This is a genomic window from Parvimonas sp. D9 (genome assembly GCF_035282565.1).
Taxonomy (GTDB): domain Bacteria; phylum Bacillota; class Clostridia; order Tissierellales; family Peptoniphilaceae; genus Parvimonas; species Parvimonas micra.
On the sequence record NZ_JAYKBM010000001.1, the window covers coordinates 369859 to 395880 of the forward strand.

The following is a 26022-nucleotide window of genomic DNA, read 5'->3' on the forward strand; positions in this document are numbered from 1 at the left end:
TTAATTTTATTGTTTCAACATCTAAATTTGCATCAGGTTCGTCTAAAAAAAAGTATTTGAGGGTTTGTTATTAATGCCCTAGCTATTGTTAATCTCATTTTTTCTCCTTTAGATAAAACACTTACCTTTTCATCAATATAAAAGTCAAGTCCATCATCCAAAGAATCTATCCAATTATCTAAACAAACCGTTTGTAAAGCCTCATATATTTTATCGTCACTAACATCTTTTTTATCTAGTAATATATTTTCTCTTACAGTACCCGAAAAAATCAAAGGTTCTTGAGAAACATAAACAGGATTTCTACTATTCTCTAATTTGCAATATTTAAAGTTAATGCTCCCTTTATCAGGTTTTAAAATACCAAATATCAATTTAAATATTGTACTTTTGCCAATACCATTTTTACCACAAATTATATAGTTATTTGAAAAATCAAATTCTAAGTTTAATCCATCTATTAAATACTCTTTACTATCAAAAAATTTAAAAAATACATCCCTAAATTCTACCTTAGATATAGGCTTTAAAACAAATTTTGATTTTTCAGAATTTCTTTTAGAATATAAAAAAGTATTAACTTTTGAAATACTTATAAATAATTTTTGTATAACAGATATATATTCACCTGTATAACTTAAAAAGAAAATTATTCCTTCAACCATAGAAAAACATAGTAATAGATATCCAAAATTTATACTTCCTATCGAAACAAGATACATTCCATAAATAATTATGACTAATTTGAATCCAATTTTATATACCATATTGTCTATAAAAAAAGTTATCGTTTCATAAATTTTAATTCTTAATTTTTGTTTATATACTTCCCCCAATACTTTTAAAATATCACTTTCCATTGACTCATTTAATCCGTAAATATTTACTATTATTAAATTATTTACATACTCAGACACATATTTTATTTTAAGCTCAATATTTTTTCTTATACATAAATATAATTTTTTTATAATTTTTATAAAAAATAAATTTGATATTATTGCAATTAAACCTAGAATGTAAAGTAATAGTAGCATTTTATATGAAGCATTAAAAATCACAATAGTTGATATAATACCTGATAAAATAGCCTGAAAAAGCACTACAAGATCCCAACCTAATATCTTAGAATCATTTATTACATCATGTTGAATTAAAGTAATGTTCTCAGATGAATGTACATCACTATTTCTATTAAGAATTGTTGTAAAAACTAAATCAGTTAAATTTTTCTGATAAACATTAACACCTTTTTCCATATGATAGCCCCAAAAAGGAATTAAAAACACAAAATATAAAAACACTAGAAATGTCAATAACACTAAAAATGGATAATCTATTTTACTATAATACAATTTTTCAAAAATTAAAAAATATAATATTCCAAAAAGAAAATCAGCAAAAACACTTTGAAAAGAATTGAATAGGAATGAAATTCCAGATAGTAAATTAAAACTATTTTTTACTAAATTAATTTTTTTAAACATGAATTTCACTCTCCTTATTTATTTCAAAAACTTTATTATCTGAAATTCTAAGTAATCTATCACTCATATCCATAAGTTTTTTTCTATGTGTAACCAATATAGTTGTAACATTAATGTTTTTTAACAAATCACAAAATAAGCCCTCGCTGTAATCATCAAGTGCAGATGTAGGATCATCTAAAATCAAAAGACTTGGATTTCTAAATAATGCTCTGGCTATACAAATTTTCAATTTTTCTCCTCCAGATAAATTTGTTCCAAATTGCTTTATACTCAAATCTTTATCTAATAAATAGTTTATACCAAGCATTAAAGCTATATTTTCTAAATTTGTTAATTCAGAATTGGTTAAATCATTTTTTAAAGTAATATTATAATTTATACTCCCATCAAATAAATATGTATTATTATCAACATATCCAATATTTTCCCAAATTTCTCTTTTTTCATTATTAACATCAAATCCAAAAATATTTATTTTTGTTTTTTCATTTAAGTCATATAATCCTAAAATAATTTTTATCAAAGTAGACTTTCCTGAGCCAGTTTCACCAATTATAGAAATTTTTTCACCATTCTTTACACTAAAATTTACATCCCTAAAAATAATTTTATCTCCATAATTAAAATCCAAATTTTTAACATTAATTACTGTATCATTAGTAAAGTTTGAACTTTTAAAATTATTCTTAATGATATGACAATCTTTTAAATCTATTATTTTTACAATGTCATCCAACAAAACACTTATTGATTTCAAATTAGTGATTGTTCTTAAAAATTTCGTAAAAGGTAATGATATCCCAACAACCATACTAAGTAATGCAAAAAACTGACCATAGCTCATAGGAGAATATTTTACTCTTAAAATTGCTATAAAAATTAATATAATAGTCGGTAAATATTCGTTTAATAGTGCAGGAATATAGGAAATTTGTTCTCTAAATGTGAGATAATTTTTAGATTTTAATAATTTTTCTTGTTTTTTTCTATGTAAACTATCAACATAATTTTCAAGACTATTAATTTTTATATTTTCAATTTTTTCTAACATTTCTTTTTGAAAATTTATGCAATGACTATTTTCTTTATAATATTTTTGTGAAGAATATATCAGTTTATCTGTCAACAAAAAACCGATAAACACGGTAGTTACCACAACTGGGATAATTATTATTGCAGTCATTCTATCAATCAAGAAAATTCCTAAAAAAGTAAATATAAATGAAAAAGGTGTATAAATAAGACTGTTTAAATTATTATCTAGAAAATCTGTAAATTTTGAAATTCTATCCATGATAACAATGGAATTGTTTAATTCTTCTTCTTTTAAATTTTTTATATTTAAAATATATTTACTCAAAATTTTATATTCTAGCTTTATAGCAATAACTGAAAACAAAAATTTTTTTAAGGTACTCATTACTAAAAAAGCAAATAATATACACACAAATATTTTAACACCATAATAATAAATACCATTTAACTCAATAAATTTATCAACTATTTTTTTAGTATAAGTATAAACAAGAAGTTGAAAAACAGAAGTTAATATACAAACGGCAAAAATTACTATATGAGTAAAATAATTAAAATTAATAATTTTATAAAATTTTCTAACCAAAAAATCCCCCTCTATCAGCAATAAGATTGTTTAATACTAATTGCAAATTTGATTACACAATAAGATATCTTTAAAACCTAATTCATAATAATGTTATTACTAAGATTTTGGATAAACTCGTCAACATTTCTTTTTAAAACTTGATTTTCTTCTTTTTCAAAATTAAAATCATCCATCAAAATCTTATCAACATATTTTATAGCAGATTTTAAAAGCTCATAATCTTTTTGAATATTTAAAATTTTAAATCTGGCTTCTCCTGATTGACGATATCCAAGTATATCACCATATCCTCTTAGTAAAAAATCTTGTTCTGAAATATAAAATCCATCATTTGATGAACACATTATATCCATTCTCTTTTTTACATTTGTACTTTTATTATTACTAACTAAAATGCAAAAACTTTCATAATTTCCTCTTCCTATTCTTCCTCTTAGTTGATGTAATTGACTAAGACCAAATCTTTCCGCATTGTAAATTACCATTATATTTGAATTAGGAACATTAATTCCAACTTCTATTACAGTAGTTGCAACTAGAACTTTTATTTTTCCGTTTTCAAAATTTTTCATTATCCTATCTTTGTCAACGGGTTTTATCTTCCCATGTATAAACTCAATTTCAATGTCTTGAAAATATCTTTCTTTTAAACGTTCATATAAATTTATAACTGACTGTAATTCCAATGTATCACTTTCATCGACAAGTGGACAAACAATATATGCTTGACGTCCTTCTGATATATATTTTTTTATAAAATTCATATATCTTTCTTCATAATTTTCATCTACAAAATAAGTATTCACCTTTCCTCTACCGCTAGGCAATTCGTCAATAGTAGAAATATCCAAATCACAGAACATAACAAGACCGACAGTCCTAGGTATAGGAGTTGCACTCATTACTAATATATCCGGATTTTTAGATTTTTTAGAAAGTAAAAGTCTTTGTTTAACTCCAAATCTATGTTGTTCATCTGTAATAACAAATCCCAAATTTTTGTAAACAACTTTTTCTTGAAAAACCGCATGTGTTCCAATTACAATATCAATTTCTCCATTTTCTATCTTTTCTCTAATAGCTTTCTTTTCGGATTCTTTTAAACTTCCAACTAATAACTCAACTTTTATATTATAATCTAAAAAAAGATTTTTAGCATTATCATAATGCTGTCTAGCTAAAATTTCAGTTGGAGTCATTAGAACTGATTGAAATCCATTTTTTATAACATTAAACATAGCAACAAAAGATATAATTGTTTTTCCACAACCTACATCTCCTTGAACTAATCTATTCATTTGCTTATCGCTAGTCATATCTCTAAAAATATCATCTAATACTTTATTTTGTGAATTTGTCAATTTAAAACTCAAGGATTTTATAAAATCAAATGTTTCATCTTTTATCTCAAATTTAATAGCATCCTCATTATTTCTCTTTATTTTTTTCATAGAGAGTTGAAAATAAAAAATCTCATCAAAAACAAGTCTTCTTTTTGCTCTAATAAAACCTTCGTTATCTTTTGGAAAATGTATGTTTCTAATTGCATTGTCATAGCTTTCTAAGTTTAATTCATTTAGAATATTACTAGGTATTTTTTCTTCAAAATATGAATTCTTTTTTAATAAATTTTGAATAATCTTAACTATGTCTAGATTAGAAATTCCTTTACACAAATGATATTGTGGAATTATGCTTCCAATAATATTAGCTTTATTTTGCATTGTAGGAGACTGAATTTCAACATTTTTTCCAAGCAGTTTTGCTCTTCCGTACATTTCATATACATTGTTAATTTTTAAATTTTTTGAAATAAAGATATTATTAAAATATACAATTGTGCAATAATTCATTTCTTCATCCATTGCTAAAAATTTTGTAACTCTAATATTTCTTTTCTTTCTATTTTCCATTAAAGAAATAATTTTTAATCTATATGAATAACTTCCTTCTTCAGTTATTTCAGAAATTTTTTTAAATTTTGTTGTATCAATATAAGAATATGGAAAATACTCTAATAAATTATTAACTGTAAAAATTCCAAGTTTATTTAAAAGAGCAATTTTCTTTTCTCCAATTCCTTTAATATCTTTTAATTCCATAATTATCCTTACAAAAAAAGTCCTTTCGGACTTTTTCTACTCAACTGAAATCAAATAGTAATATAATGGTTGACCACCATATACTAATTCAACTTCAACATCTTCATATTTTTTCTCAATTAATTTTGCTAATTTTTCAGCATCTTTTTCTTTTACATCTTCTCCATAGTAAATACTTATTATAGATGAATCTCCATCAATAAGTTGATCAATAAGTGCTTCAAATGTATCTTCTATTTTCTTTTTGGATACTGTGATTTTACCTTCATTTAAACCCATAAAATCATCTTTTTTGATTTTTACTCCTTCAATTTCAGTATCTCTTAGGGCATAAGTTATTTGACCAACTTTAATATTGGAAATAGCTTCAGTCATAAGTTCAATATTTTCATCAACTGATAAGGATTCGTCAAAATTAAATAATGAGCTAAATGCTTGTGGTATTTGTTTTGTTTTTATAACATGAAGTCTCTTCTTCGAAATTTTTGCTGCCTGTTCTGAAACAAGTATAATATTACTATTATTAGGGAAAACAAAAATATCATCAGCATTAATCTTTTCAACTGCATTTAGTATATCTTCAGTTGAAGGATTCATTGTTTGTCCCCCAGTAATAATTTCATCTACACCCATACTCTTAAAGATTTCATCAATACCATCTCCTGTTGAAATAGAAATAAAGCCATATTTTTTATGTTCTTTTACTTCTTCAGAATGCTTAGCATCCTCAACTTCTTTGTCAGTATGATGTAAATGATTATGTTGTCTTCTCATATTATCAATTTTTAAATCATGTAAAGGTCCAAATTCTAATGCCCATTCAATTGCTTGTCCTGGATGATTGGTATGAACATGAACTTTTATAATATTATCACCTTTAACTACAATTAAAGAATCTCCAATACTTGCAAGTTTGTCTCTCAACACTCCATATTCTTCTGAATCACTTGTAATCATAAATTCAGTACAATATCCAAATTTTATATCTTCATCTTGTTGTGCAGCCAAATGTTCAATTCTTGCAGGTCTATTAAATTCGTAATTGTTTTTAATTTCAACAACTTCATCTCCTAATGCACCTTCAAGCAGATACATCAATCCTCGACCACCTGCATCGACAACATCTGCTTCTTTTAAAATAGGTAGGATTTCAGGAGTTTTTTCCAAACTTCTAAAACCTTCCTTTAAAATTTCTTTACAAAATTCTATTTCATCATTATAATAAGTGTAATTAGCTTCTGCAAATTCTCCCATTTCTCTTATAACTGTTAAAATTGTTCCTTCAGTAGGTTTTATAACTGATTTATAAGCGACCTTATAAGCATTTACAAAACATTCCTTAATAGTTTCAACATCAAGTGTTACACTTTCTTTACTTCCTAAATAGAAACCCCTTAAAATTTGAGATAAGATTACTCCTGAGTTTCCTCTTGCGCCCATCAATGCCCCATCGCTAATAGCTTTAGTAACATCTGCACAAGTATTAATTTTTGAATTTTCTAAATTCTTTATTGCTGATTTAATAGTCAAAGACATATTTGTACCTGTATCTCCATCAGGAACCGGAAATACATTTAAGCTATTAACTATCTCTTTATTAGATTCAAGATAATTACGAGCTCTTACAAATGCCATTTGCAATTGTTCACTATTTATCATAAACTCCTCCTAATTACCTTCTAATTTAATACCATGAACATTAACATTAACTTTTTTTACAGTTAATCCTGTCAAGTTTTCAACATTATATTTTACATTTTCTATTATATTTTCACAGACTGTTGATATCTTTATTCCGTATTGAATAACAATATGTAAATCTATAAAAATATTATTTTCTTTAAGCACGACATGAACACCTTTACCGGAATTATCCCAACCTAAAAGTTGGTAAATTCCATCTTTAGGAGAAACATTAGCCAATCCGCTAACTCCATAACTTTCTCTTAATACATTAGCTACGATTGTTTTAATCACAACGGGGTTAATAGAAACTTTACCTAATTCATTATTAAATTCCATAAAATACCTCCTAATTTATACATAATTATATAGATTACTATATCAAATTTTAGAAAAAAAATCAAGATTTTATAAATCTTTAATCGCTGATTCCCATTTCACTTTCATAACAAAAAAGAAAAATATAAATGCAGCCATACAATTTGAAAATAAATTTCCCCAGAAAATTGAATATACTCCCAAATACTTTTCAGTAAAAATTATAAAAATATATCTAAGTAACCAAACTCTCATTATTCCTGTAAGCAAAGGCATTTTAGTCCTTCCAAGTCCTATAAATACTCCTTGTTCAACTGTAAATATTCCAAATCCTATCACAGAATACATATAAATAGTCAATGCCTTATTAGTTATTGTTGTAATTTCCGGATTCTTTTGGAATAACTCAACAATATAAGGATTTAGAGGTGTAAAAATGATTATAATCGAAAATACTATCATCAAAGAAAACAAAATTCCATAATAAAATACTTTTTTTGCATTTTTGGAATTCCCATTTCCTATATTCATACTAATCATTGTAGTAACCGTTGTTCCAACACTTGTAGGCAAAACAAAATAAATTGAATTTATATTAGAAGCAATGGTAGAAGCATTAAGGGCAATAGAGCCATATTTTACTACTTCTTTATTAATTAAAAAGAATCCAATATAAACTAAGATATATGATAAAATGCTGGGAATTGCCAAAGCCATTGTTTTTTTTATAAATTCAAAATCGAATCTAAAATTTTTTAAAGAAAGTTGCATATCTGATTTTTTTATAAATAAATCATAGTACATCCAAATACCAATCAAAAAGTAAGACATAAAAGATGCAGATACTGCACCAAAAACTCCTAAATTTAAAATTGATAAAAATATTGTATTAAAAACTATTTTAAAAACCAAAAGAATTATCATACGAAAAAATGGTGCTTCAGGATGTCCTGTCCCATTTTTTATAGAATTAAAAATAGCTGCCATAAATAAAAAAGGTAAAACAAAAGAATAAAGTCCAAGATACTCAAAAACATGTACTGAAAGTTCTTCATTTACTCCTCTTGATATTATATAAGATAATATTAAACAGAGAGGCGAAAGTAGTAGTCCTATACCAAAAGATAAAACCAAAATTTGAACCGAACTATGCTTGGTTTTTTCAATATCGCCTTTCCCATATAATTGTCCTATTATTGCCGACGCCGCAACACTGAGCCCTTGAGAAAATGCATTTAAAATACCTATTACGGATTGAGAAAAACCAATAGCTCCTGCAATTACATAACCGGATTTGTTATTTAAAAATAAGCCATCAGTAATTGGAATTAATGCTTGTACTATTCCCATCATAAACATTGGTATTGTCAAAATAATAATTGTCTTTAAAACTTTTTCACTCAGAATCATATTTCGTCGTTCTTCCGAACTTTTATTAAAAAATTTTACATTCATAAAAATCACTCCAGTTAAATTATATACCTTAACGAAAATTATTTCAATGAAAACATAAAAAAGCTGTCGTTTTTTCGACAGCTTTGTAAAATTTTTGAATTTTATAATTCTATATCAAGTAATGCACCAATTGAATTATCCAATTCTTGATTTTCAAATTTTGTTTCTTCTTTTTCTTCTTCAATAACTACTTCTTCTTCGTTTTTTTCTTCTTCAACAGGTCCTTCAACAGGTTTTTCAAGAAGTTCTTTGATTGATAAAGAGATTTTTTGATTTTCTTCATCAATGTTAATAATCTTTACTTGCACTTCTTCTCCAATATTCAAAACATCTGAAGCTTTTTCAATATGGTCATGAGAAATTTGAGAAATATGAACTAAACCTTCAACATTTTCTTTTAATTTAACAAACGCACCAAAATCAACAAGATTAATTACAGTACCTGTAACTACATCTCCAACTGAATTGTTTTCTAAAAACAATTCAAACGGTTTTTTTGTTAATTGTTTTAGACCCAAAGAAATCCTATTTCTTTCTCTGTTAAGTTTTAAGATAATAACTTCTACTTCATCTCCAACTGACAAAATATCAGAAGGCTTTTTTATTCTATTCCATGAAATATCTGAAACATGAATTAAACCATCAACATCTCCTAAATTTACAAACGCACCAAAGTCAGTTAATTTCCTAACTGTACCTCTTAACACATCTCCAACGGCTAATTTACTCCAAGCTAAATCCAACTTTTCTTGCAATTCTTTTTCTTCAACTTCTCTTCTGGAAAGAACAATTTTTTTCTTTCTCTCATCAATGTTAATTATTGCACATTCCAATTTCTTACCAATATATGGCGTAAAATCTTTTACGAAGCTAGTTGTAATATGACTTGCCGGAATAAAAGCATTAATACCATCAACAGTAGCTAATAGGCCTCCTTTAACTTCTTTTACCACTTCAGCTTCTACCAACTCTTTGTTATTGAATTTTTCAACAAGATTTTGCCAATCTTTTAGAGATTCAACTCTTCTAGTTGATAAAACAACATTACCTTCTCCATCATCAAGTTTAATTACATAAACATCAATTTCTTGACCTTCATGAAATAAATCTTTAGGTTTCTTAGTAACGTCAGAAGATAACTCATCAAGTTTAATAATCCCATCACTTCTATAACCAATGTTTACCATAACTTCTGTTTCGGTAACATAAATTATAGTTCCTTTAACTACGTCTCTTGGATAAATTTTCTTAATACTCCCTTCTATTTGTTCCATAAATTCATCCTTGCTTAAAATTTCCATACCTTCAACTACCTCCTCTATTAACCAATCCGGAGTTGAAGCACCGGCGGTTAATCCTATTTTCTTGTATTTTGCCATATCTTTCAATGGCAAATCTAAAAATGTTTCAATCCTATATACGTTTTTACAATGCTTTTTAGCTACATCATAAAGTTTGTTTGTATTTGAGCTACTGTATCCCCCAATAACTATCATACAATCAACTCTTTTAGAAATTTCTTCGCAAGAATTTTGTCTTTTTGAAGTTGCATCACAAATTGTATTTTCAATTATAACATTTTCATTCTTACCCTTTATTATATCAGAAAATTGAAAAAATTTCTCTACTAAATTGGTTGTTTGTGAAATAATATATAAATTTTTTTTATTTTTTATTATTTCAGCTTCTTCTTTCGTATTTATCACACAAAATTTATCACCACAATATCCAATCATAGCTTTAATTTCAGGATGGTTTTTATCTCCGATGATTATAATCTCATATCCATTTTCAACTTTTTTTTCAATTTTTTTATATATATTTAACAAAACTGGACAAGTACAATCAATATATCTATGTCCAAGTTCTACCATTTTTTTCTTTATATTTGGATGTATCCCATGAGAACGTAAAACAATTGTTCCCTGCTCTTCTTTCTCAAAATCATCTATTACCTTAAGTCCGTTTTTATTAAATTTCTCAACGACTTGTGGATTATGAATTAATTCTCCATATGAATACACTTTTTCATTATTTTGATTTTCATTTAGAGTTTTTTCTGCTAATTTTACAGCTCTTTTTACTCCAAAACAAAAACCGGCATTATTTGCTATATAAATCTCCATACTTTCCTTGATAAATTTTATAGAATAATTCTTCTGTCAATTTATCAATAGCCTCCGCATCTTCCATATTTTCAAAATCACTAATTTCTATCATAGGATATATATCAACAGTTATTTTAGAAAAAATTTTATAGGTTCCTTCAATATGAATAGGCAATATATTTACTTTATTTTTCAAAGCAATTAAAGCTACACCTTTTTTCATATTACTAATGTCTATCGTTTTAACTCTTGTACCTTCTGGAAAAATTCCAAGCATATTTCCTGATCTTATAACTCTAAAGCAAGACTTTATTGCTTTTAAATCAGTATTTTCTCTGTCTATAGGGATGACTCCTAGTTTTGAAAAGAATTTTGCCGAAAATTTTTTATCAAAAAGTTCTTTTTTCGCAAGAAAAAATATTTGTTTTTTTGTCAAAGTTGCAAGAATAACAGGATCAAATATATGAATATGATTAGCACTTATTATTATAGGCTCATCATCTTTAAAATTTTCAATTCCATTAACTCTTACTCTGTAAATTATTTTTATAAGAACAGAAACTATCCTAAGTAAAAATTTATACATTACTTTCTCCTCTAATATAGGATAAAAACTCTAATATAGTTTCCTTAAGAGTCTTATCGGTAGAATCTATTTCAATTGCATCTTTTGCCTTTTTTAGAGGAGATGCTTCTCTATTCATATCATCAAAATCTCTTTTTTCGATACTTTCCCTAACTTGCTCCAAATTAAGACCTTTTTTTCGTTCACTTTGCAAAAATCTTCTTTTTGCCCTTTCTTTAGAAGAAGCAGTTAAATAAAATTTAAAATCTGCCTTTGGAAAAATTACAGTTCCAACATCTCTCCCATCAAGAACACAACTTCCTTCCAATCCTATTTTTCTTTGAAGTGAAACCAAATGATTTCTAACATAATCATAACTTGAAACTAGTGATGCTCCTTTTGAAATCTCATCAGTTCTAATTTCCTTTCCTAATTTTACACCATCCATATAAAGGCAATTAGCTTTATATGTAAAATCAGTATTTTCAAGAATTTCTTTTATTTTATTATGGTTATCTAAAGGAATATTATTAGAAATTAGTTTAAATGCAATCGCTCTGTACATCGCTCCTGTATCTATATAATTAATCTTTAAAATTTTAGAAAGTTTTTTTGCAATGGTGCTTTTTCCAACTCCTGAAGGTCCATCTATTGCTATAATATAATCCATAATTACTCTCCTTCTATACAGGAAACTCCAGCTAAATGTCCAGTAGAAAATGCAATAGTTAAGTTATATCCACCTGTATTTGCATCTACATCTAATAGTTCCCCTACAATATATAAATTTTTTATTAGCTTACTTTCCATAGTAGAAGCATTAACTTCCTTTACCGAAACTCCCCCAATAGTAATAATAGCTTCACTTAGCGGTCTTAAGCTCTTAAAATTAAACTCTAAATTTTTAATTGTTTCAACCAGTTTTTTTCTATCTTCTTTACTTAATTGATTAACTTGAATTTCACCATTAACTTCGGATTTTTCTAAAACAAGTTCAACCATTGAGCCAATTAATACATTTAAAAGTACATTTTTTAAATTTTTATTTTTATTTTGATCAAATTCTCTTAATAATCTAAGATCTAAGGTATGTTGATCAAGTTTTGGTTTTAAATCAATAGAGACTATATAATCTTTTGAATTATCAAAATACTTACTTGATTTTAAAACAATTGGTCCACTAAAACCAGTATGTGTAAAAAGCATTTCTCCAAATTCAGAATGTATAAGCTTTTTATTTGCATTATAAATCTTAAAATCTACAAATTTTAAACTTACTCCTGAATATTTCCTAATATTTTCTTTTGCATCAATTCCAACAAGTCCAGCTTTTAAATCTGTTACTGTATGACCCAACTTCTTTAAAATTTCATGTCCCTTTCCCCTAGAACCTGTAAAAGGATATGATTTACCCCCAGTGGCAAATATAACTTTATCAAAAAGTCCATAATCTTTATTACATATTAGTTGAAATTTTTCTCCAACAAGTTTTACATCCTCAATTTCAGTATTTAAAATAATTTTAACACCTTTGACATTTAATGCTTTTTCTAATACCTTTATAACATCACTTGATTTATCAGAAAGCGGAAAAACTCTTCCACCACGTTCAACTTTAGTTCTTAGGCCATTCTCGTTAAAAAATCTCAAAATATCCTCATTAGTAAAAGAATACAAACTACTATATAAAAAATTTCTATTTCTATTTATTTCATCAAAAAATTCGTAAATTTCTTTTGAATTGGTAATATTACATCTTCCTTTACCGGAGATATAAATTTTTTTTCCAATTTTTTCATTTCCATCAAATAAAAAAACCTCACTGTTTTCATTCTTTGAAAATATTGCACTCATAATACCTGATGCACCTGCACCAATAACTGCTATTTTTATAAAATCACTACCTTGAACTTAATAATTTAACTCATATAAGTATAAAATATTTTTTGCAATTAGTCAAATTTTTTTGTTATTTAATTTTTGAATTTTTACATTTAATATAATATCAATAAATTGTAGAAACATGTTATTTATTGTAATATAAAATTTCTCAAACAAAATTTTTAATATTTGAACAAAAAAATAGGAAGATAATAATCTTCCTAAAAATTTTCATTATAATTATTCAGCTGAAGTAAATGAAGGTCTTTCAACAAAACCACTCTTCAAACATGTAGTACAAACATTAATTCTCTTTACAGAGCCGTCAACAACAACTCTTACTTTTCTAATATTTGCTCCCCATGATCTACTGCTCTTTCTATGTGAAAAAGTTACTTTATTTCCAAATAATTTTGTTTTATCACAAATTGCACATCTTTTTGACATTTTCATACCTCCTTTTACAAACTCAAATTTAACATTAGTATTATATCATAGAATACTCGCCTTTGCAAGTACTTAGGTAGATCATATTAAATATTTTTTTGCAATCAATATAGATGTAAATTAAAATATATATCATTTTAGACTAATACTTTGTAAAAAACTTTCAAGATTTTCTTCAGTCATAATTTCAATTCCAAGCTCCTGTGCCTTTTTCAATTTTGAACCAGCCTTTTCTCCAACAACTAAAAAGTCGGTAGATTTGGCTACTGCAGATTGAACTATAAGTCCATTTTGAGAAAATATATCTTCTAAATCTTTTCTTTTATATTTTTCAAAAGTTCCTGTTATTACTATTTTCTTATCTGTAAATTCACTTTTTGAAATTTCTTCATAAGGAATTACTTCTATTCCTTTTTCAAGTAATTTATCTAAGGCATCTTTACTGTATTCATCATTAAAAAATTCAAAAATGGAATTAGCGACAACATCCCCAATATCATTAATTTGTTGTAGTTCTTCAACAGTTGCATTTCTTAAATTATCTAAATTTTTATATTTTTTAGCTAAATCTTTTGCAGTTTTAATCCCTACATTTTTAATTCCAAGTGCATAAATAAAGTTCTCTAAATTTACCTTTTTACTCTCTTCTATTGAGTTTAATAAATTATTAACCTTTTTATCTTTAAATTTTTCTAGAGTGATAAGTTCATCATATTTTAAATCATAAATTTTATAAACTTTATCAACTCCTAATTTATCGTATAGTAGTTCAATAGTTTTTTCACTTAGTCCTTCGATATTCATTGCATTTTTACTTGAAAAATGAACAAGTGAAGAGGTTAACTGGGGTGTACATGCTAAAGTATTTGTACAGAAAAAATGTACTCCATCTCTAATTAATTCACTATTACAATAAGGACAGTGTGTAGGCATTTTAATTTCTATCTCATTTTCACTATCTTCGTCCATTATTCCAAGAATTTCAGGAATAACATCGTTTGAACGTCTTATCAAAACTCTTGAATTAATTTTTACTTTTTTTCTTAAAATATCATCATAATTATTTAATGTTGCTCTTTGAACAGTTACATCTCCTATTTCAACAGGTTCTAAAATAGCTGTAGGGGTAACTTTCCCTGTTCTACCTACATTCCATACAACTTCTTTTAAAACTGTACTATATTCCTCTGCTTCAAATTTATATGCTATTGCAAATCTTGGAAATTTATTAGTATATCCAAAAAATTCCCTAAGTTCAAAATCGTTAACTTTAATTACAACACCATCTGTCAAATAATCAACTTTTTTTCTTAAAATATCTATTTCTTTTATTTTATCTTTAATTTCATTTATATTAAGACATTTTTTTTCATATCCATTTACTTTGAATTTATTTTCTTTTAAAAATGAAATCATTTCTTCTTGAGTTTTGAATTGTTCATCAGACTTAAAGCCAACATTGTAAATAAAAGCATCTAAATTTCTACTGGCAGTTTTTTTAGGATCAAGATTTCTAATTGCACCAGCAGCAGCATTCCTAGCATTTTTTAAAGGTACCTCAGCAGTCTCATTATATTTTACAAGAGCGGAAAGTGGCATAATAGCTTCTCCTTGAATTTCTACTAAACCCTTATATTCAATTTTAAGTGGAATACTCTTTATTGTCTTTACTTGTTCAAAAACTTCTTCACCATATACTCCGTTTCCTCTAGTAGATGCAGAAACTAAAATTCCATTATCATAAGTCAGATTAACTGTTAGCCCATCAAATTTAAATTCAACATAATATTCCAAAGTCTTTTTAGTATCATTGATAGAATTATATTCTTTCAAAAGTTTAGTACATCTATTATGAAATTCTTCAAGTTCTTCAAAACTTTGTGCCTTTTGTAAACTGTAAAGCTCTTTTAAATGTGTATGTTTTTCAAATTTTTCTAAAACTTCTCCACCTACTCTTTGAGTTGGAGAATTTGGTAAAATTACTCCTGTTTCTTTTTCTAATCTTAACAGTTCATCATAGAGTTTATCATACTCAGCATCACTTACAATAGGTTCGTCTAATGTATAATACTGATAAGCCCAAAGATTTAATTTTTCTACAATTTCTTTCATTTTATCCATTATTAAGCCCTCTTTATACGCTTGTCTTTTTTTATATCAAATAATTTAATTCCTTCTCCATCAAATGCAACCATAAGCATAACCTTTGTTCCTGCTTTTTCACATTTAATTACAGTTCCTTCACCATATTTTTCATGTATAATCTTTTCTCCAACTTTATAAACATCTTTAGATGAAGTCTTATTTGGTTTTTGATAATGATTTAATGGTTTATCTAATTTCGTTCTTCCAAGATCTGCATTAGAAACATAGGTTCTGGAGTAATCCGTATATGCATCATTTCTAATTTTTGAAGTAGCAACTCTTTCTTCATCGAAATTAAATTCAAGATTAATACTTTTATCGTCAACATAATTTATTATTTCATCAACAAAACTTGAAACCCTGTAAAGATTTAATTTTCCATACATGGTCATACTCTTTGTTGAAGATATAAAAAGTTTTTCCTTTGCTCTGGTGATAGCAACATAAAAAAGACGTCTTTCTTCTTCAAGACCGTCATCTCTCTCTTTAATTGACCTTTCACTTGGAAATATCCCTTCATTCATTCCAATTATGAATACAACCTTATACTCAAGTCCCTTTGCGGAATGAATAGTAGTTAAAGTAACTGTATCATCTGCATCTTCAGTCTTATCTATATCTGATAAAAGACTATTAGTTTCTAGATATTCTAATAATTTTACTCCTTTATAACTATTAGAAATTTCTTCTAAAAATAAATTTATATTTTCAGATTTCTTTTCAAAGTCCTTCTTTTCATTTTCTCTTAAATAATCTACAAATTTGATTGATTCTAAAAGCTCTTTAACTAAAATTTCAATTTCTGTATCTTCAACACAAGTGATAAATCCAAAAATCATATCTCTAAAATTTTCAAATTCAGTTCTTAACTTTTTACTTACAGACTCCAAAAATTCATTTCTAAATAACCCGTCAAAAAGGCTTATATTTTCTAAATTGCAATAATCTTCCAACTTTTGTAAACTCACATTCCCGATAGAACGCTTAGGATAATTTATTATTCTTCTAAAAGCATTATCATCCTTCGGATTTGCAATAAGTTTTAAATAGGCTAAAATATCTTTAATTTCTTTTCTATCATAAAATTTAAGTCCTCCGACCATCCTATATGCAATAGAATTTTTTCTTAAAGCATTTTCAATTGCAAAAGATTGAAAATTTGCACGATACAAAACTGCAATATCAGATAAATTGTATCCTTTAAAAATCAAATTTGAAATATTTTGTGCAACTTCTATGGCCTCATAATTTTCATTTTGATAGCTTTTATAAATTATTTCATCTCCACCCTCTTTTTTTGTCCAGAGATTTTTTTCTTTTCTATTTACATTATTTTTAATTAGTTCATTTGCACAATCCAAAATCTTTTGTGTTGAACGGTAATTTTCTTCTAATAAAATTATTTTTGAATTTGGAAAGTCATTTTCAAAATTTAAAATATTTGAAATATTTGCACCTCTCCAACCATATATTGATTGGTCAATATCTCCAACAGCACAGATATTTTTATATTTTGAAGCTAAAAGTTTTATAATTTCATATTGAGCATCATTTGTATCTTGATATTCATCAACATAAATATGTTTAAATTTTTCAGCATAATAGCCTAAAACTTCAGGACATTTTTTGAAAAGTTCAATAGTTTTAAAAATCAAATCATCAAAATCAAGAGCGTTATTATTAATCAAAATTTCTTCATATTTTTTATAAATCTTTTCGACTACATCAGTATTATTTCCAAAAGAAAAATATTTAGAAAACTCACTTGGTTTAACATTTTTGCCCTTTGCATCACTTATAATACCAATTACAGCATTTTTAAACTCTCCAAGTACATTCTCCCATATAGGATTTTGCTTAAAAATTTCTTTTAAAACTAATTTTTGATCATCTCTATCATAAATTGTAAAATTATTCGAATATCCAATTTTCTCAATGTTGAACCTTAAAATTTTAGAACAAATTGAGTGAAAAGTCCCTATCCACATACTAGAAATATCTCTTTTAAAGATATTTTCTATTCTCTCTTTCATTTCCTTTCCGGCTTTATTTGTAAAGGTGATAGCTAAAATTTCGTATTCACTTACATTTTTTTCTAAAACTGCATAAGCAATTTTTGTAGTTAATACCTTAGTCTTTCCACTTCCTGCTCCTGCAAGAACCAACAATGGAGAACCAAAATGCTCCACAGCCTCTAATTGTTTATTATTTAATCCTTTTAATAAATCCATATATAACCTCATTAATTATTTATAAAAAAGCAATGGGTTTACCATTGCTTAATTAAAATTTATTTTCCAATAGCTTGAACAATATCATTTGAAATCTTTGCGATTTCAATATTTTCAATATTTTTAGCTTTTATTTGAACATTTTTGCCAACGTCTTCTTTTTTTACTGAAATGTAAAGTCTTATATCCTCTGCATTAAGTTTAGCCAAATCCGATTCATAACCTCTTACAGTAACTTTAACCTTATCTTGTAAACCCTTCAAGAGAATATCTTTTCCGGATTCATTTTCTATTTCAATATTTGAAGTATCTATTTCTAAAGTTTTTTCAATTTTTTTATCAACATCAATATTGATAACAACTTTAAGATCATTATTAACAAGTGTTACATCAGATGGCAATTCTAAATTCAGGTTATACGAACCAGATTCTTTTATTTGTGATAAATCAAAAGGTTTAGTATTTATCTGAGAAATTTGCTCTAAACTTGTCAAATTTCCAACTATAGAAATTATATTAGGAACAATATCTTTCTTTAAAATTCTTACATCACTAGGCGGTGAATTTATCTCTACCAATTTTATTGGAACTTCTTTAAAGTTCTTAAATCCGATAGAAACATTAGTATCTGTTTTGCTAAGACTGACCTTTTTGACTTCTTTATTGAGTTCATCAACAGGAACAATTTTAGACTGAACCACTTCGTCTCCGTCCTTATTAGTAACATCCACTACACAACGAACTCTCTTTACTTTATTTACATAGCTTACAGGACCTTTAACTACAACTTCAGAATCTGCAGGTTCTTTTTTAGCAACAACTTGATTTTTATTTTTTATCTGCCCAATAGTTTCTACTTCTACTTTATAAGTCTTACTTATCTCTTCATCCAAAGTTACAAGCAAATCATTATCTGAAGCTGATTTAAACTGAACATTATATGGAACCTTATAGTTAATAGACAATCTATGTGCTCCAGATGTTATTCCATTTTGTAAATTTACTTCTGCAACAATATCACTCTTATTCACAGAATAAACATCACTTCTTTTTCCTGTTATAGTAACCGTTACCGTTGGATTTTCAGGACTAACTCTTATCAATTTTCTAGATTCTAAAACAGATTGATTCTTAAAACTTACAGGAACATCAGTAAATTGTCTTGTAACCACAGGATTAACTCCTCCAATTACTAGAAACCACATAACAATCCCAACAGATAACGAAATTAATTTTAATTTAAAATCTTTTTTTACTAACTCAATTATACTCTTTATATTAATCTTTTTTAACAACTTTATCACCTTGATTTTCAACAATTTCACTAACTTCTTCTTTTATATCGTCAATAATTTCTTTTTTAACTTCCTCTTTAAGTTCTTCCTTTGTTACAGATTCTTTTGAAATTTCTTTGTTTTCAAATAAATTTTGGAAAATTTCTTTAAAGGAATTTGTATTTTTTTCTTCGACAACAAAATTTTCAACCAAGTAATTCAATAAATACTCCTTTGAAACATTTCTATTTATTTTTGATTTTTCACAAATAGAAACATATCCTGTTTCTTCACTAACAACAATTACTATAGCATCAGATTTTTCGGAAATACCAATACCTGCCCTATGTCTTGTTCCTAGCTCCATAGAAATTTGTTTGTTATCTGTTAATGGCAAAAAACAAGATGCTGCTATAATATGATCATTGCTTATAACAACTGCTCCATCATGCAAAGGAGTATTAGGAATAAATATATTCATAAGTAATTCATAAGAAATATCAGAATTTAAAGAAATACCAGTTTCAATAATATCTCTAAGTCCGGTTTTTCTCTCTAAAACCATCAACGCCCCTATTTTTTTACCTGCTAAAGAATAAGTTGCCTTAACAATTTCTTCAATAACATTAGCATTACTTCTAGATTCTTCAAAATTAACCGGTTTTAAAAGTTTATTATTTCCAATATGTTCCAAAATTCTCCTAAGTTCCGGTTGAAATACAATTAGAATAGCAATAAATCCAACAGTAACCGCATTATTTAAAATCCAACTTATAGTATAAAGTTTAAAAAATTCACTAAGTTTTGAACCTATAAAAATGAATAAAATTCCCTTTATAAGCTGAGTTGCTCTTGTTCCTCTTATCAAAGCAAATAACTTATAAAACATAAAACTGACTATAAATATATCTATAACATCTGTTATCCTTATTGTTGACAACAAAAAAACTAATTTATCTAAACCCATAAAATCACATCTTTCTAATTTTTATAATTTACATATTAATTATAATATAATATAAACTAAAATTCAACATTTCAATAATATAGAAAAAGGAAAAAACTTCCAATTAATTTGAAAGTTTTTGTACTTTGTACTCAATAAAAACATCATCTCCAATGTTTTTCTCTTTTCCTGTATTTAATTCTATAACTTTTAAAATTTCTTCATCATTTCCCTTTAATTTTAGCTGATATTCTATAAACGCCCCTCTAAATTGTTTTTCAAAAATATTAGCAGGAATATCAGTTTCATAGTCAACTATTTTTATTTTTTCGGGTCTAATAAAATTCTCTTTGTCAAATTTATTTGAATTTCCAATAAATGAAAGAGAAAATTCACTATTCGGAAAATTATATAGCTCTGTAATGGTTGAGTTTTGAATTATTTTTCCTTCATTCATCAAAATAACTTTATCTGCCATTATAAAAGCATCTTCTTGGTCATGAGTTACAAGTATTGTTGTCATTTTAAAATATTTTACAAGTTTTTTTATCTCATTTCTCATTGTATTTCTTAAGCTTTTATCAAGATTTGAAAAAGGTTCGTCAAGTAAAATAAGTCTTGGATTTATAACCAAACTTCTGGCAAGAGCAACTCTTTGCCTTTGACCTCCAGATAACTCATGAATTTTTTTGTTTTCATATCCTTCAAGCCCAACTATTTTTAAAATTTCCATAGACTGTTTCATTCTGTCTTGTTTTTTTACATTTCTAAATTTTAATCCATAAGCCACATTTTCCAAAACATTTTTGTTACTAAATAATCCATAAGATTGAAAAACAGTAGAAATATTTCTATTTTCCGGACTTAATAAAGTTACGTCTTCACCATCTAAAATAATTCGTCCGGAATTATTTTTAATAAAACCTCCAATCGAATTTAAAATAGTGGTTTTTCCGCAACCGGAAGGTCCTAATATACATAGAATATTTCCTTCATCAAGAGAAAAATTAATATCTTTTAAAACTTCTTTTTTCCCATAATTTTTACATAAATTTTTTACTTCTAAAAACATAAAAATCTCCTAATTTATTTAAAATATAATTAATCAACATAAATAGCAAACTAAAACTTAAACAAATCAGAATTATCAATAGAGCTAAAACTGATGCTGTATTATATTTACCACTATTTATAACATCAAACATGACAAGAGTTAAAACTTTTTGTGCAGGATAAACGATAAAAATTATAGACCCCACTGTAGTCATAGTACTGTTAAATCCGTTTATCATACTTATGACAAAATGATTTTTCGTATGTGATAGTATTACATCTTTAAAAATATAAAATTCATTGGCACCTAAGTCCTTAGCACTTAAAATTTGATTCTCATCTATTGTTTCTAAACTTGAACTAAATATTTTTGTAGAAAAAGGAAGTTGTTTAAAAGTAACATTTAAAATCACAATCAAAGCCGTTCCTGTAATGTAAATTGGATAATTATTAAAAGCTAATATATAACCAATACCAAAGAAAGTTCCCGGTAACATGTATGGCATTGTAGCAATAAAATCAAATATCCTTAGAAATTTTACTTTTCTTATATGAATATAATATTGCAGTAATAGTCCTATTAAGCTTCCAAAAAAAGCTGAAATTAATGAATAATAAATACTTCTAAAAACAGTTTTATCTATATAATTTTTTATTCCTGCAAAATGTTCAAATGTAAAATATAATTTTCCTTTTGAATAATCTGTAAAAGCAGATAAAACTATTGAACTGTACTGTAAAATTAATAAAATCAAAAATACTGTTGATAAAAAAACAGCGAAAGAAAAAATAATACCTTTCTTTTTAATATTTACTTCTGATATATTAGATCCAAAGTTTGTATTTGAGATTATTTTTGAGTTCTTTATATAAAATATAAAAGTAAAAATAACCGGAATACAAAGTATTATATTCATCGCTCCAGCTTGAACAATATTTCCATCAGAAATGAAAACATTATATGATTTTGAAGCTAAAGTTTCAAAGGATCCACCTATTATTAAAGGTGTAGAAAAATCGGCAATACTTCTTATAAAACTCAAAATTGCAACAACTTTTATACTAGGCAATAATTGAGGTAAAATAATATCTAAAATGATATTATTTGTCTTTGCTCCAAGTGATCTTGCACTGTTTATCTGTTCCTTATCAATACCATCAAGAGAAGAAATAATCATAAGAGCACTCAATGATATAAGACCTATACTTTGCATTAGAATAACACCAAAAGATCCATAAGCATTTAATGAAAGGTTAAAAATATCATGAGTTATAAATCCCCTACGTCCAAAAAGTTTTATATATGCTAATGATGAAACAAAAGGCGGAGATATCATTGTAATCATTAATACAAATGAGATTAATTTCTTTACACTTTTTCTTATAGTAAAACAAAAAATTCCAATTGAAACTGAAACAATTGTTGTAATTATAGTAGCAAAAAATGCTACAAAAATTGAATTATATAAAAGTTTACTCTGTGTTTTTAAAAATGCAAATCCTTCTAAAGTAAATTTTCCATCATTGAAAAAAGTAGAATAAAAAACTTTTAAAAAAGGAAATAAAATAAAAGTAAATAAACAAAAAACAAGAGTAAATATAATAATTGTATCTATAAATTTAAAATATCTTTTCATAACTTTATCTAATTAAAAAGGGAGATTGCTCTCCCTATTTTCTATTGTAAAACAACAAGATTTTTAAAAATATTATCGATGAAAAACATCGTAAAATTTTATTTTCCTTGTGTTAATTCTGCCCATTTCTTAAGAATGTCATCTCTTTGCGAACCAAAACTTTTAATATCTTCTTTAATAAATTTATCTTTAGGTAAACCAAGATCATAACCTTTAGTCCCTTCAATTACCATTTGTGCACCATCTTTTCCATCAAGTTCAGCAATTAATTGTTGATTTTCAGGTCTTAAAATAAAGTCTTCAAATGCTTTAGCAACTTCAAGGTTCGGACTGTTCTTAAAAATTGCTACACCTTCCGGTACCCAGCATAAACCATCTTCAGGATAAATTGCAGTTAAATTATTTTTTTCAGCTACATCAAAAGCTGATTTATCAATTGGAATAATTCCAATTCCAAATTCTCCGGCAACAGTTTTTTCTTGTGGATCTTTGCCTCTTTTCCCATAGAACTTAACATTATCATTTAACTTTTTGAAATATTCCCAAGCCTTTTCTTCTCCATACATATCTATAAGACCTTTAACATTGGCAAAACTAGTTCCTGAAACAGCAGGATTTGCCATAATAATTTCATCTTTATACTTAGAATCTACAATTTCTGCCCAAGTTTTTGGAACTTTAAGCCCTTTTTCTTCTAAAATTTTATTATTAATTAAAAATCCTACTACTGTAACTCCCTTTGAAATCCAATAACCCTCATTATCTTTAAATCCTTCTTTAATTTTATCAAATCCTTCAGGTTTATACATTTCTAAAAGTCCATCTGATTTAGCTTTCATAAAGGCATCTATTCCTCCACCAAACCAAACGTCAGCACTTGGTTTTCCACCTTCAGCTTTGAGTTTAGCAATAACTTCTCCACTTGACATTGAAAGGAATTCAACTTTAGCTTTAGTTTCTTCAGAAAATTTATCAAAAAGTTTTTTATACTTTTCTGAAGTTGCTACAACATTTAATGTCTTTCCTTCAAAATTCTTAGTAGTTTCTACTTTTTTCTTTTCATTTTTATCCTCTGCTTTTTTTGGTTGACAACTGACTAACATTAAACCTGCAAGCATTAAAGATAAAATTCTTGATTTCTTCATACTTTCCTCCTAAATTATCTAATCCATATTATTTAATATAATTATGGAAATAAAATAAATGCAACTTTATCACAAAGGATAAAGATATAATTATTATATCATATTTTTATAATTTATCATAATTTATTTTGATATGATAATATGATTTTTTACCATTGATATTATGCTTATATTATAATTTTAAAATAACTAACAAATTTGTATTTAATTATAATAAATTTCTATAATTTATGAGAAATATTTTCGAAAAAGTTTGATCAAACTAAATAAATATTTTACTAATTTTAGAAATATTTTTCAAAAATTTTTATATAAATATGTTTTATTCCACTATATTTGTGGAATATAATAAAGGCATAAATTTTTATGGGAGGTGTTGTATGAAAAAAGAACGAAGTGAAATGATTCTACATGGTGATATTTACAAAATAATCGCAATAATATCCATTCCAATTATTTTAAACAATTTTATTCAACAGTTATACTCTCTTGCGGATGCCTTTTGGCTTGGAAAATTAGGAACTGCTGAATTTGCATCAACAAGTTTTACTTGGCCTGTTATTTTTCTATTTAATTCTATTGGTATTGGACTATCAATTGCAGCTATATCTTTAATTTCTCAATTATTAGGACGAAAAGATTTTTTACACGCACAAAAATATGCAGATACTTTAATTAATATTTCTTTACTCTTTTCGATAGTATTTATGTTGTTAGGATATTTTAGTGCTGATTTGATAGTAAAAATGATGGGAGCTACAGGTAATCTTGCAAAATACAGTGTAATCTATTTAAAATATAGTTATCTTGGAATTCCATTTATATTTTTATATTATATATATTCATCAATTTTATCCGCTCAGGGGAAAAACACAATTCCTACAATGATTAGTACAATTTGTGTTATATTAAATATGATTTTAAATCCAATTTTTATCTTTGATGTAATACCATTTACATCAATTTCAGGACTTGGTCTTGGAGTAAAAGGTGCAGCTCTCGCAACTGTATTAACACAAGGAATTATGTTTATAGTAGGATTTATTCATTTAAGAATAAATAAAGATATAATAAAATTAAATCTACATAGCTTAATATATATTAAATGGGAAAAACATATCTTAAAAAGAATTTACAGAATTACTTTGCCATCAGTAATAGGGCAAGTTGGAACTGCCATAGGTTTCATGATAATGAACTCATTTATTCAAAGCTATGGAACAGAAACTGTTGCCGCTTATGGAATGGTAAATAGAATAAGTGGACTATTGAATATACCTCCTGGTGGAATAGGATCTGCTATAACATCAATAATTGGACAAAACATAGGAAATAATAATATAAAAAGAGTAAAAGAAACATTTAAAAAAGCATCTATTATAATAATTATTATGTCAATTTTAATTGCATTTATAAGTTTTACATTCAGATATGAAATCTTATCTTTCTTTATAAATGCGCCAAAAGAATCAGAACTTATGATTCAAGCAAATAGTTATATGTTTTATACATTAATAACTCTCGTAATGTTAAATATGTTTTTTGTATATCAGGGTCTTTTTCAAGGCTCCGGAAACAGTAAATATTCAATGGCAATAGATATGATAAGACTTTGGGTAATAAGAATTCCATTAATACTTTTCTTTAAGTATTTCACTAAACAAGGTGCAACAGGAATTTGGCTCGCCATGGCAATTTCAAATATTTTAGTAACAATAATTGCTCATTTGATATATCTAAAAGGAAAATGGCAACAGGGTTCATTTTGTAGATAAAATATATAATATGATTGGTACAAAAATTGGTGGAAAATTTTCCACCAATTTTTGCTATATATTATACATTTAGTTATTGAAATTTTAATATCTTATTTTTCAAGCAAAAAAGACAGCGATATTAATCACTGTCTTAAAACCAT

At 26.2% G+C, this 26022-nt stretch carries 19 protein-coding genes; 1 reads left to right on the forward strand and 18 read right to left on the reverse strand.

Features of this window, described 5'->3' with window-relative positions; all coding sequences use genetic code 11:
- Nucleotides 1-32 precede the first annotated feature (32 nt).
- The 18 genes from VJI94_RS01840 to VJI94_RS01925 all read right to left on the reverse strand — a co-directional run bounded on the left by VJI94_RS01840 (nucleotide 33) and on the right by VJI94_RS01925 (nucleotide 24104).
- Nucleotides 33-1487, reverse strand: a complete 1455-nt coding sequence (locus tag VJI94_RS01840; protein WP_324008100.1) for an ABC transporter ATP-binding protein — start codon at nucleotides 1485-1487, stop codon at nucleotides 33-35.
- Nucleotides 1480-3111 (reverse strand): ABC transporter ATP-binding protein, encoded by a 1632-nt coding sequence (locus VJI94_RS01845; protein ID WP_324008102.1) that lies wholly within the window; start codon nucleotides 3109-3111, stop codon nucleotides 1480-1482. The genes VJI94_RS01840 and VJI94_RS01845 overlap by 8 nt, the downstream gene beginning before the upstream one ends.
- A 77-nt stretch (nucleotides 3112-3188) precedes the next feature.
- Nucleotides 3189-5216 (reverse strand): ATP-dependent DNA helicase RecG, encoded by a 2028-nt coding sequence (gene recG / locus VJI94_RS01850; protein WP_324008104.1) that lies wholly within the window; start codon nucleotides 5214-5216, stop codon nucleotides 3189-3191.
- A 36-nt stretch (nucleotides 5217-5252) separates the two neighbouring features.
- Complete coding sequence (locus tag VJI94_RS01855) at nucleotides 5253-6875, reverse strand: DAK2 domain-containing protein (RefSeq protein ID WP_281703626.1); 1623 nt, start codon at nucleotides 6873-6875, stop codon at nucleotides 5253-5255.
- A gap of 9 nt (nucleotides 6876-6884) precedes the next feature.
- Nucleotides 6885-7238, reverse strand: coding sequence for an Asp23/Gls24 family envelope stress response protein (locus VJI94_RS01860; RefSeq protein ID WP_004833253.1), 354 nt, complete (start codon nucleotides 7236-7238; stop codon nucleotides 6885-6887).
- A gap of 69 nt (nucleotides 7239-7307) precedes the next feature.
- Complete coding sequence (locus tag VJI94_RS01865; RefSeq protein WP_029949124.1) at nucleotides 7308-8672, reverse strand: MATE family efflux transporter; 1365 nt, start codon at nucleotides 8670-8672, stop codon at nucleotides 7308-7310.
- Between the two features lie 101 nt (nucleotides 8673-8773).
- Nucleotides 8774-10798 (reverse strand): bifunctional 4-hydroxy-3-methylbut-2-enyl diphosphate reductase/30S ribosomal protein S1, encoded by a 2025-nt coding sequence (locus tag VJI94_RS01870; RefSeq protein WP_324008105.1) that lies wholly within the window; start codon nucleotides 10796-10798, stop codon nucleotides 8774-8776.
- Entirely contained in the window at nucleotides 10776-11366 is a 591-nt protein-coding gene (locus VJI94_RS01875; protein WP_269752900.1) for a lysophospholipid acyltransferase family protein, read from the reverse strand. Before VJI94_RS01875 ends, VJI94_RS01870 begins: the two co-directional genes overlap by 23 nt.
- Entirely contained in the window at nucleotides 11359-12015 is a 657-nt protein-coding gene (gene cmk / locus VJI94_RS01880; protein ID WP_041954060.1) for a (d)CMP kinase, read from the reverse strand. Before cmk ends, VJI94_RS01875 begins: the two co-directional genes overlap by 8 nt.
- A gap of 2 nt (nucleotides 12016-12017) precedes the next feature.
- Nucleotides 12018-13238 (reverse strand): NAD(P)/FAD-dependent oxidoreductase, encoded by a 1221-nt coding sequence (locus VJI94_RS01885; protein WP_324008165.1) that lies wholly within the window; start codon nucleotides 13236-13238, stop codon nucleotides 12018-12020.
- Between the two features lie 228 nt (nucleotides 13239-13466).
- Nucleotides 13467-13673: a 50S ribosomal protein L28 gene (gene rpmB, locus VJI94_RS01890; RefSeq protein ID WP_009372827.1), complete on the reverse strand. Its 207-nt coding sequence runs from the start codon at nucleotides 13671-13673 to the stop codon at nucleotides 13467-13469.
- 132 nt (nucleotides 13674-13805) lie between these two features.
- A complete protein-coding gene (ligA, locus tag VJI94_RS01895; RefSeq protein WP_324008106.1) occupies nucleotides 13806-15794 on the reverse strand; it encodes an NAD-dependent DNA ligase LigA in 1989 nt (662 codons plus the stop codon).
- A 2-nt stretch (nucleotides 15795-15796) separates the two neighbouring features.
- Complete coding sequence (locus tag VJI94_RS01900; RefSeq protein WP_324008107.1) at nucleotides 15797-18049, reverse strand: ATP-dependent helicase; 2253 nt, start codon at nucleotides 18047-18049, stop codon at nucleotides 15797-15799.
- Between the two features lie 59 nt (nucleotides 18050-18108).
- Entirely contained in the window at nucleotides 18109-19353 is a 1245-nt protein-coding gene (locus tag VJI94_RS01905) for a YbbR-like domain-containing protein (protein ID WP_004833243.1), read from the reverse strand.
- Nucleotides 19328-20290 carry a diadenylate cyclase CdaA gene (cdaA, locus tag VJI94_RS01910; protein ID WP_004833242.1) on the reverse strand — a complete coding sequence of 321 codons (963 nt, stop codon included), beginning with the start codon at nucleotides 20288-20290 and terminating at the stop codon, nucleotides 19328-19330. Before cdaA ends, VJI94_RS01905 begins: the two co-directional genes overlap by 26 nt.
- A 103-nt stretch (nucleotides 20291-20393) precedes the next feature.
- Complete coding sequence (locus VJI94_RS01915; protein WP_324008108.1) at nucleotides 20394-21341, reverse strand: ABC transporter ATP-binding protein; 948 nt, start codon at nucleotides 21339-21341, stop codon at nucleotides 20394-20396.
- Nucleotides 21313-22959: an ABC transporter permease gene (locus VJI94_RS01920; RefSeq protein WP_269755536.1), complete on the reverse strand. Its 1647-nt coding sequence runs from the start codon at nucleotides 22957-22959 to the stop codon at nucleotides 21313-21315. The genes VJI94_RS01915 and VJI94_RS01920 overlap by 29 nt, the downstream gene beginning before the upstream one ends.
- A gap of 98 nt (nucleotides 22960-23057) precedes the next feature.
- Nucleotides 23058-24104: an ABC transporter substrate-binding protein gene (locus VJI94_RS01925; protein WP_324008109.1), complete on the reverse strand. Its 1047-nt coding sequence runs from the start codon at nucleotides 24102-24104 to the stop codon at nucleotides 23058-23060.
- Between the two features lie 380 nt (nucleotides 24105-24484).
- Here VJI94_RS01925 and VJI94_RS01930 point away from each other — a divergent pair, with 380 nt between their 5' ends.
- Nucleotides 24485-25879, forward strand: a complete 1395-nt coding sequence (locus VJI94_RS01930; protein WP_324008110.1) for an MATE family efflux transporter — start codon at nucleotides 24485-24487, stop codon at nucleotides 25877-25879.
- Nucleotides 25880-26022 lie beyond the last annotated feature (143 nt).

What these genes read in the sequence shown, in the direction of transcription:
- VJI94_RS01840 (WP_324008100.1), bottom strand. Translation starts at nt 1,487, where the DNA reads ATGTTTAAAAAAATTAATTTAGTAAAAAATAGTTTTAATTTACTATCT.
- recG (WP_324008104.1), bottom strand. Translation starts at nt 5,216, where the DNA reads ATGGAATTAAAAGATATTAAAGGAATTGGAGAAAAGAAAATTGCTCTT.
- VJI94_RS01855 (WP_281703626.1), bottom strand. Translation starts at nt 6,875, where the DNA reads ATGATAAATAGTGAACAATTGCAAATGGCATTTGTAAGAGCTCGTAAT.
- VJI94_RS01860 (WP_004833253.1), bottom strand. Translation starts at nt 7,238, where the DNA reads ATGGAATTTAATAATGAATTAGGTAAAGTTTCTATTAACCCCGTTGTG.
- VJI94_RS01865 (WP_029949124.1), bottom strand. Translation starts at nt 8,672, where the DNA reads ATGAATGTAAAATTTTTTAATAAAAGTTCGGAAGAACGACGAAATATG.
- VJI94_RS01870 (WP_324008105.1), bottom strand. Translation starts at nt 10,798, where the DNA reads ATGGAGATTTATATAGCAAATAATGCCGGTTTTTGTTTTGGAGTAAAA.
- VJI94_RS01875 (WP_269752900.1), bottom strand. Translation starts at nt 11,366, where the DNA reads ATGTATAAATTTTTACTTAGGATAGTTTCTGTTCTTATAAAAATAATT.
- cmk (WP_041954060.1), bottom strand. Translation starts at nt 12,015, where the DNA reads ATGGATTATATTATAGCAATAGATGGACCTTCAGGAGTTGGAAAAAGC.
- rpmB (WP_009372827.1), bottom strand. Translation starts at nt 13,673, where the DNA reads ATGTCAAAAAGATGTGCAATTTGTGATAAAACAAAATTATTTGGAAAT.
- ligA (WP_324008106.1), bottom strand. Translation starts at nt 15,794, where the DNA reads ATGGATAAAATGAAAGAAATTGTAGAAAAATTAAATCTTTGGGCTTAT.
- VJI94_RS01900 (WP_324008107.1), bottom strand. Translation starts at nt 18,049, where the DNA reads ATGGATTTATTAAAAGGATTAAATAATAAACAATTAGAGGCTGTGGAG.
- cdaA (WP_004833242.1), bottom strand. Translation starts at nt 20,290, where the DNA reads ATGGGTTTAGATAAATTAGTTTTTTTGTTGTCAACAATAAGGATAACA.
- VJI94_RS01915 (WP_324008108.1), bottom strand. Translation starts at nt 21,341, where the DNA reads ATGTTTTTAGAAGTAAAAAATTTATGTAAAAATTATGGGAAAAAAGAA.
- VJI94_RS01920 (WP_269755536.1), bottom strand. Translation starts at nt 22,959, where the DNA reads ATGAAAAGATATTTTAAATTTATAGATACAATTATTATATTTACTCTT.
- VJI94_RS01925 (WP_324008109.1), bottom strand. Translation starts at nt 24,104, where the DNA reads ATGAAGAAATCAAGAATTTTATCTTTAATGCTTGCAGGTTTAATGTTA.
- VJI94_RS01930 (WP_324008110.1), top strand. Translation starts at nt 24,485, where the DNA reads ATGAAAAAAGAACGAAGTGAAATGATTCTACATGGTGATATTTACAAA.